Below are 601 nucleotides of genomic sequence, written 5' to 3'. Positions count from 1 at the left end.
CCCCGCGCGCCGATCGGAACCGGAGACCCGTGGCCGTCCAAGATATATATCCGCGTGTTCGAGATCGGGCGGCCGATCGGGATCGACGTTGAATTCGAAATGTCGGCGGGAAGGCAATTTGTAATGCAGCCGACTGTCGTTTCAGTCGGACCATAATGGTTCACGATGCGGACATTGGGCGAAATGCGGCACCATAACATAGCGGTCGCCGCCGACAACGCCTCTCCGCCGCTTACGATAGTGTCGACCGAACTCTGCGCCCCCCTTGCAAGCATAATCTGCCCGAGGGCGGTCAAATATGACGGCGTAATTTTGAGCAATCCAAGATTCTGTTTTGTTTGTAGAAGATTTACAAATTCGCCGATCTCGTCCTCATTTGATAAAAGTCTAACTTTTCTGCCCGTCAACAGAGGCGGATAGAAACTCGTCACTGTCGCATCAAACGAAAACGGCGACGACACGATTGAATCGAGGTCCTGCGCATAGGTCTTGATCAACCACCAAAGATAATTCGTCACATTTCGATGCTCGACCATGACGCCTTTTGGCTGTCCGGTGGAGCCAGATGTGTAGATGACATAGGCGAGATGACGCGGCTGAA

1 protein-coding gene is annotated in these 601 nt (G+C 52.7%); it reads right to left on the bottom strand.

What is annotated here, in order from left to right; translation table 11 throughout:
• Positions 1-601 (bottom strand): AMP-binding protein (locus tag K3F48_RS23955; protein ID WP_222577941.1); only part of this gene is annotated, 601 nt, incomplete at both ends.

This window comes from Methylosinus sp. Sm6, from assembly GCF_019802345.1.
Taxonomy (GTDB): Bacteria; Pseudomonadota; Alphaproteobacteria; order Rhizobiales; family Beijerinckiaceae; genus Methylosinus.
This window is presented reverse-complemented; position numbering and strand designations above follow the sequence as displayed.